Here is a 13,992-nt window from a genome sequence, read left to right as displayed (position 1 = left end):
GTGAAGGAGAAATGAACGACACAATCAATCTATTAATGAATCACAAGTCGATTCGCAAATACAAAAATGAACCTGTGACAGAGGAACAGCTAGAAACAATCATAGCGGCAGGGCAAATGGCCTCTTCTTCAAGTAATGTACAAGCCTACAGTGTAATTGCCGTTACCGATTCCGAGCTAAAAGATAAGGTTTCGAGTCTTGCGGGGAACCAAGCTTATATAAATGAGTGCCCTGTTTTCCTCGTGTGGTGTGCAGATATGTACAGACTTCGTGAAACGGCTGAAATACAGGCTGCAGGGGTAGAAACCTACGAAAATACCATGGAGAATTTTGTGGTGTCCACCATTGATGTAGCGCTCGCCGCTCAGAATGCTGCTGTTGCTGCAGAATCTCTGGGACTTGGTGTTGTATACATTGGCGGAGTCCGCAATAACATTGAAGAACTCTCTGAACTACTAGGACTACCTGAGCTCGTGTACCCTGTGTTTGGTATGTGCCTCGGGGTACCGGATCAGGATCCTGTGCTTCGTCCGCGTCTTCCGTTGAAAGCTGTTTTGCATAGAAACGGCTATAATAAAGAGCAGTCTATGGCTGGGGTAAAAGAGTATGATGAGACCTTATCGGCTTATATGCGTGAACGTTCTAATGGGAAGCAGTCTGCTACCTGGTCTGAGATGATGACGAAACGACTGACGGAGCCTGCTCGTCTTCAGTTAAAATCATTCCTTGATGGTAAAGGGTTTATGAAACGCTAGTACCTTATTTCATTTGTTATACAAATAAAAAAGGAGAGCCCCTCGCATTGAAGTGCGAGGGGCTCTCCACGTATGTAGAGCGAGTATTAGCGTACGTAAACTATGAATATAGGTTGTAAAACTGTTTCGTATTCTTATAAAACAGTTCTGCCGCGATTTCAAGCTTAACCCCAGTGACATCACACCAGGCACGAATCACGTCTTTTACCATCCGGGGATGGGTTTTATGAGCAGCAAAAGGCCCCTCAAAAGGCCATGGACCATCGGTCTCTGCCATGATTTGATCATGCGGATATTTGCTTGCTAGATCCTGAATTTCTTTTTCATACACAAGATCGGGTGTAAAAGAAATATAATACCCATTCTCAGCCATTCTGTGGATCGTATCATCGGACCCTTTAAACCAGTGGAAATGGGCTTTCTTTACTTGATGCTTCTCCAGCAAATCACAGGCAAGATCGGCATCCTCATAAACGGCGTGGAGAATAATTGGTTTGTTATGCTTCTTGGCAAAGATAATAAACTGCTCCAGCATGGAGATATAAGGGTCCATATCAAAAGGCTGTCCTGCCTTTTCCGCTTCCATCCGTGAATAGTAGGGTAGTCCAACCTCCCCAACAGCGATCATGGAATCCGTGTGATTCTCCATCCAGTCCAGCAGTTCATTCAGCTGTTCTGTACTTGGAATGGATTGCTCTGGATGATATCCATAGGCAGGATAGATTAAGTCAGGCGCAGCGGCAGCAGCTCTCTCTATTTTCTGGCAAGAGGCGAGCTGAGTAGATACCGCAATTACTGATTTTACTCCATTTGGAGCAAGAGACAACCGCAGCGGCTGTATATCATCCTCATACTGATCGAGGTGAATATGTGCATCAATAACCGGACATCCAAAATCTTCGGTTTGCTGCAAGTGTTCTTCACCTCCTTGTCTAGATTACAACGGGCGGCTTCGTTCTTTTTCCGCACGTAACCAGCCTGACATCTGTCTTTTTAATGCAAGAAAGTCAGGGCTCTCGGTAATTTGTTCTTGTCTTGGTCTTGCAAAAGGAACCTGAATCTCATGGAGAACGGTGGCAGGCCGGCTGGAAAATACATAGATTCGATCGGATAGCAATAAGGCTTCTTCAATATTATGAGTAATAAAAAGCACCGATCGGCGGTACTGTTCCCATATACCGAGCAGCCATTCCTGCATCTCGCTTCTAGTGAGCGCATCGAGCGCACTAAACGGTTCATCCAGCAGCATGAGCTCCTGAGGACTTAGCAGCGCGCGTACAAAAGCGGCCCTCTGCTGCATCCCGCCAGAGAGCATATGGGGATAGGCATGTTCGAAACCTTCGAGGCCTGCTTGTCTAATCCAGTGGAGGATCTCATCTTCGCTAAGTTTCCCGCTCTTAGCAGCATGCTTTCGAGGAGCGACCTCACTAGAAAGCTTGATATTATCTATGATTGTACGCCAAGGAAAAAGCGCCGGTTGCTGGGGCATATAGCTGATATGCCCTCGTTCTCCTGTTACCACTTCTCCATTCATATGGATACTTCCTGCCCCGGGAGCAAGAAGACCGCCAATAATTTGAAATAAAGAGCTCTTCCCGCTGCCGGAAGGACCGACAATAGAGACGAATTCTCCCTTCTGAACCGTAAGTGAAATATCGTTAAGGACCTGGAGATTTTTCTTCTTCTCTCGGAAGGAGAGAGCGATCTCTCTGACTTCTAGAGCGGGTACATTCATATGCAGTTATCTCCTTTCCATTCCGGAATGAATTGTTCAATTGCTGAAACTGCTGCAGAAATATTATTTCGTATTTGCTCCTCGCCAGCGGACAAGTATCTTTTCCAGCAGAGCGATCAATGCAAATAGGAGCAGACTTAACAGGACGATGATTGCCATAGCGACAAAAACCCGGTCAGTGCGGTAGGCAGATTTTTGTAGCATCATATAGTAACCGATACCGCGATCGGTTCCAATCCATTCCGCAATGACAGCACCCATTACACTGTAGGTAGCGGCAATTTTTACGCCGGAAAAGACGGAAGGGAGCGCATGCGGAACTTCTAATTTCCTGAAAATTTGCGCTTTACTCGCTCCGGCCATTCGCATGTAGTTCATCATTCCCCGATCGGTCTGTGTCAGTCCATCCATGGTGGACACAGCAACAGGGAAGAAGCACACCAGCGTAATGACAATGATTTTGGGAAGCAGCCCAAAACCAAACCAGATCATGAGCAGAGGAGCCAGAGCGATCGTCGGAATATTTTGACTGAGAATAAGCAGCGGATATAAGGCCGACTTCAAAAATGGGACAAGATGGAGCAGCATCGCCGTAAGAAGTCCGACAACTGTACCAATGAAGAATCCAAGCAAAGTCAGCTGCACCGTAGCCCAAGTATGCTCGGTGAGACTTGCAGCCTGAGCAAGCGCTTCTTTCGTAATATCAGCAGGGCTTGGCAGAATCCACTTCTCAATATGAAAAAGCGGCACGGCAATTTGCCACACCGCTAAGAAGAGGATGACTGCCGTAAGAGGCGGCCATACGCTTTTCCACCAAGAACTCATGGGCGATATTTCTCCGTAAGACCTTCCATACTGATTCCGCTAGGATAATGAGCGATCTTAATCTGAGAGATTACACTCGGACTGCCTGCTTCAATCAGTACTTCATGCATTTGACGGACTACCTCTAGCAGCTCAGGAAGTTCTCCTTCGAGTGTGGTTTCGAGCGGATTGACCTGATATGTAAGTCCGGACTGCTGAATAACTTCAATGGCTTTGTCTACATAAGGAATGGAATCTTCTCCATTCGGTGTTTTCGGTATGACCTGAATGCTGAGTAGTGTCTTTGCCATGATAAATCACCTTCTCTTTCCTTCATTAATAGAATTAACCAAATTATTCAGTTGGTAAAAATTCATTTGTGTATGCTTTTTCTACTTCCAGCGGCTGATCGAGAAGTCCATGCTCTACCATCCAGTCAGAGTAGTTTTGCCATACTTCTGCTTTTTGCTCGCCCCAGCGAGAAGCATCATCCTGATATTTTGGACTCAGCCATTTCTGACTGGCAAGCACTAGTTCTTTATCAAGATCGGGTACAGCTGCACTTAGGATACCAGCAGCCTCTTCCGGATGTTCAATCGCATACTCATAACCTTTCGTAGTTGCACGCATAAACGCTTTTACGAGTTCTGGGTCTTCGTTAATCGTCTTTTCATTCGAGATCAGAACCGGTGTGTAGTAGTCGAGCTTCTCAGAGTAATCTTTGACATAGAACATATCGATAGCCTCACCGCGCAGCTCAGCTTCAATTCCGGTCCAGCCATAGAAGATCCATGCAAAATCAATGTCACGCTTGATCGCTGTAAAGAAATCGGCATCGCCCATGTTCACATTAGACACCTTATCTACATCGCCGCCTTCGAGACTCATAATCGTATCAAGAACGGCAGAATCGATCGGGGAGCCCCAGCCGCCGTAAGTTTTACCTTCAAAATCTTTAGGTGACTTGATGTTCCGATCAGTAGGAGCAGCGAAACCAGACGTATTATGCTGAATCACTGCCGCGATGGACACAATAGGTACCCCTTGGGTACGAGCCTGAGTGACACCTTCCTGGTAACTTACTCCAAAGGGTACTTCACCAGAAGCGACCATAGTATCTGCACCCGCTTGTCCAGGCTGAATAATCTCAACATTCAATCCTTCTTCTTTGTAAAATCCTTGATCTACCGCCGCATAAAGACCGGTATGATTCGTGTTTGGGGTCCAATCTAGTACCACCTTAATATCGCGGAGTGATTCACCCTCTGTATTTTCTCCTGCCCCGCTTTGCTCTCCTGAGCTGCCATTTCCGGAATTACCACAGGCGGTAACGATGGTGAGCATAGCAAGCAGCAAGAACATGCCTAACTTTTTCTGCAATGTTTCCCTCTCCTTTAGATATCTTAGATGTCTTTAGAATGCACCTGAAAGCTACCTTTTCATCATAAAAAAAGCATCCCGAATCGGGATGCTCTGTGTACGTAAGGGAATGGGTATACTTCTTCATGAAATAGTAAGCCCAAAAATATATTTCTCCATTCCTACGCTGGCATTATCCAGATCAGGTTACAGGGTACGTATCTGCACGTATTTCACGGATACTATCTCAGCCGGCTTCACCAGCACCCCTTGAGTACATTATAAAGTTAAGTTGTTACAACCATGTATTATAGTCCTATATCACAGGCATGTCCAGATGATAAGACAGAGTAGGGGAGGTAACGTCTACAAAGTTAAGATGGGCTAATAGGATAGAGAAAACAAAAATTCCAAAAATGTAATTTTTGTTATAATATGTATTTATAGGATGTTTAAATTTCGTTCGTTTATTCAAATATAACATGGGAGCTGTTTACGTGATTGATAAAAAAGTGTTTATTGCAGTTGCACTTTCTCTTATCTTACTTTCAGGGTCTACACTACCATTATTCTCAGAGTCTGTAGAACAACTTGTTGAACGATCTGACTCATCAGATGTTGAATTTGATGAAGGTTCAATAGCTCCGCTAACTCTATTAACAGATGAGACAGGCACATTTTCTAATGGTGAACGTAAGACTACATTTACTTATGTTCAAGGATACGATTTAAGATTTTACGTTGAAAATACAAAAGGAGCTGCTTTTGATTGGACTTTAACTGACGGAGATAAGCGTATTATTAGGTCCGGAAAAGTGGCAGCAGGCAAATCCTACCTTGAAACAATTTCTTCCCTAGAAGATGAACATACTCTGAGAAGTGGTATTTATACTGTGTCGATGATAAGTATAGATGGTACAAACAGTAACTATAAGATATCTGCAAGTGCACTTAATTAATTCGTTCACATAGCTTGAATAAAAAGGTTGCGAATGGGGGAAAGCTACATTATAATTATGCCAACTAAAAATCGGTTATAATGCCAGTGAAGAGATTCCAACTCGGAGGTATTTTCGTTAAGGGAATATGGACATTCCCTAAGTTAATCGGCACCGCCCGTTATCGCGGAACCAAAGTGATTGAAATGTGCACGGATCCGTATTCATTTCAATAAATTGGGTGGCACCGCGAGCATATAGAGCGCTCCTCGTCCCAAGGGATGAGGGCGCTCTTTGTCTTTTTTTTATAAAAAATAACGACAGGGATGTGAGCGGTATGCTGGATATAAACTGGATACGAGAGCATGCAGATGAGGTAGAAGAAGTTGCAAGGCTGAAGAATATGAGTCTATCGGTAAAAGAGCTTATAGACACGGATGATAAAAGAAGAGAGCTTATTACTAAAGTAGAGAAACTGCGCGGGCAGCGAAATAAAGGATCGCAAAAAGTCGGTCAGCTTATGAAAGAAGGACGAAAGGAAGAAGCAGAGCAGCTGAAGGCGGAGATTCGAGAACTGGGCGGCAGTATTGAACAAATAGACAAGGAATTGTCTGAGACGGAGAAGGAATATGAAAGACAGATGATGCTCGTTCCAAATATCGTCTCGGAGGACACCCCGATTGGTAAGTCGGATGAAGATAATGTACTCGTGCGGCAAGTAGGTGAAGTAAGGGAAAGGGAATTTACCATCAAGGATCATATCCAGCTAGGGGAACTTCATGATCTGTTTGATGTTCCTCGCGGAGTGAAAGTCGGCGGTTCGAGAAGTTATTATTTAAAAGGAGACGGCGTACTATTGCACCGGGCTGTTCAGCAGCTGGCGCTGGATATCGTAATGAAACACGGATTTATACCGATGGATGTACCGATTATGGTGCGGGAGGAAGCTCTTGTAAACACCGGTTTCTTTCCTACCGGGCGTGATCAGACCTATGCGCTGGAAGAAGAGGATAAGTTCCTCGTCGGCACTTCGGAAGTTCCGCTGATCTCGTATTATGCCGGGGAAGTGGTTGATGTAACGGAGCCGATTCGCCTTGCTGCTGTATCGACGAGCTTCCGCAGCGAGGTGGGGTCGGCAGGACGGGACGTCAGAGGACTATACCGTGTCCATCAGTTTGCTAAAGTAGAGATGGTTGTTCTAACAGAAGCAAATGACGATGTGTCGGAGAGAGTTCACCAGGAGATTACAAGTTATGCCGAACAGTTGCTAGAGGCGCTAGAGCTGCCATACCGAGTCATGGCTGTATGTACGGGAGACATGTCGCAGAAAACGTACAAACAATATGATATTGAGACTTGGATGCCAAGCAGGCAAGCTTATGGAGAGACCCATTCTTCGTCGAATTTACATGACTTTCAGGCGCGTCGTTCGAACATTCGCTACCGGGATCAGGATGGACAATTAAAATATGTGCATACGCTTAACAATACAGCAGCAGCCTCGCCAAGAATTCTAATTCCACTGCTTGAGAATCATCTGCTGGAGGATGGAAGCATCTATATTCCTAAGGCACTTCGGCCTTATATGGGGGGCAGAGACATCATTACCTGTACGGCAGTGCAAGGGTAAAATAAGGTTCAACTTTCGAGAGACGGGTACACTATAGTAACAGATTATTTTTACTATAATTACAAACTCCGCTCTTGAAAGGAGACAAATACAATGAATAAAACAGATCTTGAACGTGCAATCATAGCGGGCATAGAAAATAATCATTTTGGTTCCTTGGCAACCGTAGAGGGAGGAAAACCAAAACTGAGATACATGGCTGTTTTCAATGATGGCCTGAACATTCATATGGCAACAAACCGCTGCACTCATAAGGTGGAGGAGCTGGAGGATAACCCGAATGTTAGCCTACTGATGGGTTACGAAGCCGGCGGTACCAAAGATATACTTGAGATTGAAGGAACCGCAAGTGTAACAAAGGACGGCGGTCTTCGCAAAAAACTGTGGAATGACGAGTTCAGCAAATGGTTCAGCGGTCCGGAAGATCCGAACTACGTCATTCTGGATATCACCCCAAACCGGATTGAATATACAGGACAAGGGCAAGAAAAACAGGTATGGGAAGCATAAATATCACATGACCTTTACAGCCTGATGTCAGAAGAGAAAGAAGGGCGATCGACATAGATCGTTCTTCTTTCTTTTTTTGTATAAAAAGCCTCCCTCAAGGTTGTTATTTTAGTTAAAATTACACTTTTATACCAGTAATAAATGGTTTAGAATATCTGTCAGAAGTATATTATTTCCAGTATTATTGGGATGAAAATTTGGAGGGGTTCTTTTGAGATCACGTAAACCATTATTAGCAGGTCTGACGACCGCAGCTTTACTGTTTCAATTATTCGCCATTCCAGGACAACCTGTCTCTGCTGCCGATGCAGCCAAAGTGAAACTTCGTATTCTGGAGACAACGGATATTCACGTGAATCTGCTGGATTATGATTACTACAGTGATCAGGAAATTGAAACGTATGGTCTGGCAAGAACCGCTACCCTCATTAAACAGGCTCGTAAGGAAGCAACCAATAGTCTTTTGTTTGATAATGGTGACCTTATTCAAGGGAATCCGCTCGGGGATTATGTGGCTAAAGTAAAGCCGCTGAAGGGTGCTGAAGTCCACCCTGTATATAAAGCAATGAATCTGCTGGATTATGATGCAGCAACGCTTGGGAACCATGAGTTCAACTATGGTCTTGATTTCTTGAATCAAACGCTGAAAGGCGCTGATTTTCCTTATGTGAACGCCAATATTTATAAAGATGATGGCGATAAGGATGAAAGCAACGACGTGAACTATTTTAAACCCTATGAAATGATTGAGAAGAAAGTAAAAGATGAATCCGGTAAGGAACATACACTGAAAGTGGGCGTGATTGGACTCGTTACTCCGCAGATTATGCAGTGGGACAGTTCTTCCCTTACTGGTAAAGTCATTGCCAAAGATATTGTAAAAACGGCGGCGAAGTTTGTTCCTGAAATGAAGGAAAAAGGGGCAGATCTTATCGTTGCCCTTGCTCATACCGGTTACGACCAGAATCCGCCGGCGGATATGGCAGAGAATGCGGTTCTTCCGCTGAGTGAAGTGGATGGTATTGATGCCATTCTGTTCGGACATGCTCACAAGGTTTTCCCTGGAAGTGCATTTGCAGATCAAAAGGGAGTGAATCTTGAAAAAGGGACGATTAATGGTGTTGCCGCTGTAGAACCTGGCGCTTGGGGAGATAACCTTGGAGTTATTGATTTACAACTGGAGCAGGCAAATGGAAAATGGAAAGTGGTAGATTCAAAATCGGTATCGAGCCCAATTTATGATGCAGCGAATAAAAAAGCAATCGTCGAAGCCGACAAAGAGATCGTAGCCGCCATAGCGGACGAGCATAAAGCGACAGTGGATTATGTGCGTGGGCCGGTAGGAACGACAACGGCGCCGATAACGAGCTATTTTGCACTTGTCCAAGATGATCCTTCCATTCAGATTGTAACGAATGCACAGAAATGGTATATCGAGAACAAACTGAAAGGCACTAAATACGAAGGTACTCCGGTATTGTCTGCAGGTGCTCCTTTTAAAGCAGGCGGCCGTATGGGTGCTGACTACTACACGGATATCCCTACAGGAACGATTGCAATTAAGAATGTAGCAGATCTCTATGTGTACCCGAATACACTACATGCTGTTGAAGTAAACGGAGCAGAGATTAAAGAATGGCTCGAATGGTCCGCAGGACAGTTCAATCAGATCGATCCGAGTAAGACAGGAGAACAAGAGCTGGTTAATCTTGATTTTCCGACGTATAACTTTGACGTTATTGACGGTGTAACCTACGAAATTGATGTAACCCAGCCGAGTAAATATGATGCAAAAGGAAATATAGTCAATGCTGCAGCGAGCCGCATCAAGAACCTTCAATTTGAAGGGAAAGCGATCGACTTGCAGAAGAAATTTATCGTAGCAACCAATAACTACCGTGCGGGATCTTCCAAACTTGCGAATCCAGATGGAAAACGAATTGTCCTCGCTGCACCCGATGAGAGCCGCCAAGTCATCATCGATTATATTACGGAGAACAAAACGATTAATCCATCTGCGGATGGAAACTGGTCATTCGCAGCAGTAAGCGGAAATCCGGAAGTTATTTTTAATACAGCGACAGAAGCGAAAAAATTAGTGGAATCAGATCCAGAGCTGAGTAAAGTGATGACGTATCTTGGTGAAGGAAAAGATGGATTCGGTAAATATGCATTGAATCTGGCAAGCGATGCAACGGCTGCACCGGGACCAACACCGACTCCAACACCGACTCCTACGCCAACGCCGACACCAACACCGGAGAAACCATCGACCCCAGTACAACCGTCTAAGCCGGAGAAGCCGTCCAAACCGGAAGCAAGCAAAGACAAAGTACATGTGGTGAAAAAAGGGGATAACCTGTACCGTATTGGCTTAAAGTATGGAGTAGATTGGAATGCGATTGTAAAAGCAAACAAGATTAGCAATGTATATACGCTGCAAGTAGGTCAAAAATTGATCATTCCAGCATCCTAATGAATGACTTATTTTGATCAGCTGTTAGAGTTGATTAAAGCCTTGCCCCTTGTCCGAGTGATTCGGCGGGGCAAGGCTTTTTTTGATAGTGGCGGATAACGGGGAAGTCTAGCATTCTACACAGGTAAGAAAGATGATGAACATAGAAGTTCTTAGTTAATAAGTCGTTTTACGTCAGAGTCGTTACATAAATGCCAAGCGGTGTACTTGCGCTGCCCGCCGTCATGTATTTGAAGGAATAGGAGCTTGCACCTGGAGGAACAGTGACGTCTGCAATGGGACTTGCCTGTGTGTTATTGCGAAGAAGGGGAATACCGTAGGTTTTACCATCAATGAGTGCTGCCCCAGCAAAAGCGCCTCCGCGAGGATTCACCCGAATACGAACGACAGCCTCTTGGCTAGATTCATTTAGAATCGGGATATTTACTTGATAGACAGCTCCGAATTGTCCACGATTCGTCATGGATGCTGGAAGCGTGCTGCTGTCTGCAGTGAAAAGCAGGTCGGCAGGAGGTTCTCCCGTGAGTTTGGTACCGGCACAGGTGCGATAGTTAGCACTTTGTCCAACACGATATACAGGGGTGGTTGCATCCGTCTCAGAGAAGGTCCAACTGCCGCGAGGGTGGGCTTGAGGTGCAGGCCGAGGAGGGATAGGGGCGGAGGTAATCTCGCGAAGATTCTTATCTTCTACTTTCGAGACGACGGTTCGAATCTCGTAATTCTGGCCGCCCTTGCCGCTCGCGTGTTCCACAGTGAATTCGTATATAAATCCTGCAAGCACGTCATCTTCCACGATAAATTCCTCAATAAGAGAAACTCTTTTGCCAAATTTATAAGGGTCTACGGGTTTAATTCGATCGAGAGTACCGCCTACACATGACTTCGCAAGACATTGACCGACATCAATAATCCAGTGTCCTGTGGAGGGACTTAGCTTCAGATCTCTTTCGATATGACGAACCTCGATCTGCTCCTCATCTTTGTTTTCAATCGTAACTCCAATTCGCACGGGAGCACCTGTACGATTGTAGTGCCATCCAAAGATGCGGTGTTTCATCGATCGTTTGGAAGTCACCACCACATCATGCCATAGTGTCGAAAACGGCTCTGTCAAAATCTCTTGTGTCAGTGTCTCTGGATTATCACTAAGCATTAATCTGCGCTCGTCGCCCGCTTTTGCGGAGGCAATATCAATATTAATGTTCCCCGGTACCACCAGTGTTTCAACAGCCAAATTTTCTTGTTTGCAGCTCATATTTATTCCTCCTCTTTCTTCTCTCGTTTTTTGTTGTTCACTAATATAGGAGTTTGGGACGTTGAAAATACAACCTGTTCTATAAAACTTTTTTAACTTTTTTTCTTCTCTCATTTTTCCTTAGATGGTGACATCTCTACCGTGCTGGCGGTTTTCTTTATCTAACTCTACCTCTGAGACCGGATTGGTGAATCAGCAATGGTATGAAGGACGAAAGACCTAGAGAAGAAAGAGCAGGAATAACTACTTTTTAATTTAGGACTTGGAAGAAAAAGGTGGAGCGATTATAATAGCAACAAAGAGGGAACAAATGTTCCTATAATTAGAAAAAAAGAGGTGTTAGTTATGAGTAGTTCCGTCCACTATTATCAAAAAGAACTCAAACGAATTGCGTGGCGTCTTCAGTATCGTGTCCGTGCCGAACGTCAAAGAGAGCTTCCACTCAAAACAGAGCTGCTATTAATCTCGAATTTATCTCCTGAGCAAGAGATCGAATCAAAACTGTTCATTGAGTATATTCTCGGACTGATTCCCTCGGTTACGGGACAAAAAGTCATTCGTTTATTTTATTTGGAAGATCAAAGTGAGGCAGAGATTGCAAAAGAACTGAATATTAGTCAGCAGGCGGTGAACAAATGGAGAAGAAAAACAATCCAGAGTCTATCGGAGAGAATGAGTTCTTGAGACTTGTTTATGATGTGCAGCAAGGGGATACGGCCGCAATGGAAAAGCTGCTCGATATGTTTGAATCTGATATGCGGCTGCTAAGCAAATATATTCCCATGCCTGAAGAAGATGCGCTGCAGAGTATGAAGCTTGAATTTATCACACTGATTAAGAACAAAGTGCTCGATCAGAAGGGGTCGTCAGATGAGGAAGAGTAGAAAACGAAGGTACCCGCTGTCTATGAAGACCGCGGGTACTGTGCTGTTTTTTTATGAATAGGTGATTAGTAGAAAAGAAATTATACTGTCCGCTTAAGAGAGATGGTGCATGGACGATTCTCTCACCATTAGCCGATGAGGAATGATATGACGTTTACTGAACAAGGACTTATCCTCATCTTGTATGGCCTGAATGAGTGCTTGTGAAGCAACATATCCTAAATGATAGATACCAATATCTACACTGCTTAGCGGTGGGCTATACAATTCTGACAAGGGATTGTTATTAAAGCTGACAATACATAGATCAGAAGGGACCTTGAATCCAAGCTCGTTCAGACCGCGAAGAACTCCAAAGCTGACTACATCATCAATGACAACAAGCGCGGTGGGGCGTTCGGGTAAATTCATAAAGAATGACATGGCTCGGTATCCGCTCTCCTGCAAGAAATCATCTTCCACAATCCAATCTGCTTTAACCGCTAGGCCTGCTTCTTTCATGGCTAGATGATAGCCGTTTAATCGGTCTTTCGATACCATTAAGTTTTTTGGACCGCTCACAAAACCGATCCGTTCATGCCCGAACGAAATCAGATGACGCGTAGCATCATAGGCTGCTTGTATATTATCCGTATCGACAGATAGAAGATCGGGATATTGTTCCGTTCTTCCAACCAGTACAAAAGGAAAATTCTCTTGATACAAAAATTCGACAACAGGGTCATTTTGCCTGGAATAGAGCAAGATCGCTCCATCTACACGCCCGCCATATACCAGCCTTTGGACAGCTTCGACTTCTTCCTGTTCATTCGCACCTGAACTGATGACAATATCATACCCTGATCGATTCGCCTGGGTGACAATTCCACGGATGAGTTCCATAAAAAAGGTATTGAGGAATAGCTCTTCTGCCGGTTTGGGCAAGATCACCCCAATACTCTTGGTTGTTTTGGATACAAGACTTTTTGCCATAATATTCGGATGGTAGCCTAGTTCCTGCATAATATCGCGTACTTTACTAGCTGTTTTCTGACTGATACGAGGGTGGCCGGAAAGTACACGGGATACAGTGGAAGGAGATACACCCGCCAGTTTTGCTACGTCTTTGATCGTTACCGCCACTTACTTTCACTCCCTTAATGAAACCGTTTGCGTTGTATCGATATGTTAATCCATTATTTACCTGTTTGTAAATGGAGATTTTTTTGAGTTTATAGCCATTATGGCATGGTTTTAACAGAAAACTAAATTATTTTTAGGGTTTTTCAGCAAGAAAAATCAGGTCTTATCCATATTTCAATGATAAACCCGAGAAAATAAACGACAGACATTGTAAATCAAAGCAAATAATGGATTAATTCAGGAATATGGCGTAATATGGACGAATTTGATCTATGCAAACGTTTTAACAAAATGGTTTTGTCGGTTATGATTAATTTGATAATAAAGCGCTTACCTACCAATATTTACATGAATTTAGAATACATACGCTGATGACTTAGCCGATGAAAGCAGAAATTTACGAATCAAGACAAACGTTTGCACAACGGAGAACATCGTTGATTCTGATTTCTGAAAGGCAGTGAAGAAACAGAGAATCTCTGCCGGATTCGAACAAGTTCAGTGGTCTTTTGTTGCTGTGTTCA

The 13,992-nt window shown here is 44.1% G+C and carries 14 protein-coding genes and 1 riboswitch; of the genes, 7 read left to right on the top strand and 7 right to left on the bottom strand.

The window, feature by feature from the left end; translation table 11 throughout:
- The first annotated feature begins 11 nt into the window (after positions 1-11).
- On the top strand, positions 12-755 hold the full coding sequence (gene nfsA, locus KJS58_RS13725) for an oxygen-insensitive NADPH nitroreductase (RefSeq protein ID WP_213533066.1): 744 nt from the start codon (positions 12-14) through the stop codon (positions 753-755).
- A 100-nt stretch (positions 756-855) separates the two neighbouring features.
- On the opposite strand, the gene KJS58_RS13720 is transcribed toward nfsA, so the two are convergent.
- From KJS58_RS13720 to KJS58_RS13700, 5 genes are all read right to left on the bottom strand, one after another.
- Positions 856-1,668 carry a TatD family hydrolase gene (locus tag KJS58_RS13720; protein ID WP_213533064.1) on the bottom strand — a complete coding sequence of 271 codons (813 nt, stop codon included), beginning with the start codon at positions 1,666-1,668 and terminating at the stop codon, positions 856-858.
- A gap of 24 nt (positions 1,669-1,692) precedes the next feature.
- Positions 1,693-2,490 carry an ABC transporter ATP-binding protein gene (locus KJS58_RS13715; RefSeq protein ID WP_213533062.1) on the bottom strand — a complete coding sequence of 266 codons (798 nt, stop codon included), beginning with the start codon at positions 2,488-2,490 and terminating at the stop codon, positions 1,693-1,695.
- Positions 2,491-2,553: 63 nt separating this feature from the next.
- Complete coding sequence (locus KJS58_RS13710; RefSeq protein WP_213533060.1) at positions 2,554-3,315, bottom strand: ABC transporter permease; 762 nt, start codon at positions 3,313-3,315, stop codon at positions 2,554-2,556.
- A complete protein-coding gene (locus KJS58_RS13705) occupies positions 3,312-3,605 on the bottom strand; it encodes a thiamine-binding protein (protein WP_213533058.1) in 294 nt (97 codons plus the stop codon). Before KJS58_RS13705 ends, KJS58_RS13710 begins: the two co-directional genes overlap by 4 nt.
- A gap of 43 nt (positions 3,606-3,648) precedes the next feature.
- The gene (locus tag KJS58_RS13700; protein WP_213533223.1) at positions 3,649-4,656 is read right to left on the bottom strand and encodes an ABC transporter substrate-binding protein; all 1,008 of its coding nucleotides are present in this window, start codon (positions 4,654-4,656) and stop codon (positions 3,649-3,651) included.
- 159 nt (positions 4,657-4,815) lie between these two features.
- A riboswitch (TPP riboswitch) is annotated at positions 4,816-4,934 on the bottom strand.
- 216 nt (positions 4,935-5,150) lie between these two features.
- Here KJS58_RS13700 and KJS58_RS13695 point away from each other — a divergent pair.
- From KJS58_RS13695 to KJS58_RS13680, 4 genes are all read left to right on the top strand, one after another.
- Positions 5,151-5,612 carry a hypothetical protein gene (locus KJS58_RS13695; protein ID WP_213533056.1) on the top strand — a complete coding sequence of 154 codons (462 nt, stop codon included), beginning with the start codon at positions 5,151-5,153 and terminating at the stop codon, positions 5,610-5,612.
- 316 nt (positions 5,613-5,928) lie between these two features.
- Positions 5,929-7,221 (top strand): serine--tRNA ligase, encoded by a 1,293-nt coding sequence (gene serS, locus KJS58_RS13690; RefSeq protein WP_213533054.1) that lies wholly within the window; start codon positions 5,929-5,931, stop codon positions 7,219-7,221.
- Between the two features lie 93 nt (positions 7,222-7,314).
- Positions 7,315-7,731, top strand: a complete 417-nt coding sequence (locus KJS58_RS13685) for a pyridoxamine 5'-phosphate oxidase family protein (protein WP_213533052.1) — start codon at positions 7,315-7,317, stop codon at positions 7,729-7,731.
- A gap of 211 nt (positions 7,732-7,942) precedes the next feature.
- Positions 7,943-10,207: a bifunctional 2',3'-cyclic-nucleotide 2'-phosphodiesterase/3'-nucleotidase gene (locus tag KJS58_RS13680; RefSeq protein WP_213533050.1), complete on the top strand. Its 2,265-nt coding sequence runs from the start codon at positions 7,943-7,945 to the stop codon at positions 10,205-10,207.
- A 169-nt stretch (positions 10,208-10,376) separates the two neighbouring features.
- Here KJS58_RS13680 and KJS58_RS13675 read toward each other — a convergent pair whose 3' ends face one another.
- The gene (locus KJS58_RS13675; RefSeq protein WP_306433089.1) at positions 10,377-11,462 is read right to left on the bottom strand and encodes a hypothetical protein; all 1,086 of its coding nucleotides are present in this window, start codon (positions 11,460-11,462) and stop codon (positions 10,377-10,379) included.
- Between the two features lie 345 nt (positions 11,463-11,807).
- Here KJS58_RS13675 and KJS58_RS13670 point away from each other — a divergent pair, with 345 nt between their 5' ends.
- Both KJS58_RS13670 and KJS58_RS13665 read left to right on the top strand, forming a co-directional pair.
- On the top strand, positions 11,808-12,146 hold the full coding sequence (locus KJS58_RS13670) for an RNA polymerase sigma factor (RefSeq protein WP_213533048.1): 339 nt from the start codon (positions 11,808-11,810) through the stop codon (positions 12,144-12,146).
- Entirely contained in the window at positions 12,143-12,346 is a 204-nt protein-coding gene (locus KJS58_RS13665; protein WP_249717289.1) for a helix-turn-helix domain-containing protein, read from the top strand. Before KJS58_RS13670 ends, KJS58_RS13665 begins: the two co-directional genes overlap by 4 nt.
- A 93-nt stretch (positions 12,347-12,439) precedes the next feature.
- On the opposite strand, the gene KJS58_RS13660 is transcribed toward KJS58_RS13665, so the two are convergent.
- Complete coding sequence (locus tag KJS58_RS13660; protein WP_213533044.1) at positions 12,440-13,468, bottom strand: LacI family DNA-binding transcriptional regulator; 1,029 nt, start codon at positions 13,466-13,468, stop codon at positions 12,440-12,442.
- Positions 13,469-13,992 lie beyond the last annotated feature (524 nt).

This window comes from Paenibacillus sp. J45TS6 (assembly GCF_018403285.1).
Taxonomy (GTDB): Bacteria; Bacillota; Bacilli; order Paenibacillales; family Paenibacillaceae; genus Paenibacillus.
This window is presented reverse-complemented; position numbering and strand designations above follow the sequence as displayed.